At 47.9% G+C, this 683-nt stretch carries 2 protein-coding genes; both read right to left on the minus strand.

What is annotated here, in order from left to right:
- The coding region (locus A3735_RS06330; RefSeq protein WP_304439968.1) for an urease accessory protein UreF at positions 1-343 on the minus strand (343 nt) is incomplete at its 3' end.
- Positions 340-683 (minus strand): urease accessory protein UreE (locus A3735_RS06335; RefSeq protein WP_068637785.1); only part of this gene is annotated, 344 nt, incomplete at its 5' end. The genes A3735_RS06330 and A3735_RS06335, both read right to left, overlap by 4 nt.

Genomic DNA, 683 nt, shown 5'->3' on the forward strand with positions numbered 1-683 from the left:
AATCCAAGCTTTTCAAGAGTCGCAATAAAGCAGCGCCCATTGCCGTATCTGTTAGCCGTAGTTCTTTCGTTTCCCGGGATGCGATCGATAAATCATTAAGAAACATAAAACGCTGCCAGTCTTCTTCAGCCGTGCTTTCCATGGCACCACGTAAAATTGGCAGATCGACTTTGGCCAGGCTTTCTCGCATTTGAAGTCGAATCCAGGACTCGGCATCGTTGAAGTTTTTTATCCAACGACACTCTATTGCATACTCCATGCCTTGCGAAAAGGCATAGCCACCTACCGGTAGGCTAACCGAGCTTAACTGCAGCAAACGTGACAGGGCTAAAGGATTACTCATTCGTGCGAATGTCCATCATGAGAATGACCGTGTGAATGTGAGTGCCCACCCTTGGAATATGCACCAGACTCAGGAGCGAACACTTCTCCTTCATGTGTCACCACTAAACCCAGTAAGTGCAGCATTTCTTCCAAGACGTGGTCAGGCTTAATTCTCAACCAACGCTCACCCACTTCAATTTTTGTATGGCGGTTACCCAAATGATAACAGGCACGCGAGAAAGTACGCCAGTCTTCACAGCTGGCATGCGCGACAGACTCAACAGCACCTTGAACCTGAATAATTTTTCCGCACTCAGACTTGAGATACTCTCCCACCAATAGAGGCTTGCCACGCTCTA

The sequence above is a fragment of the Oleiphilus sp. HI0061 genome (assembly GCF_001635675.1).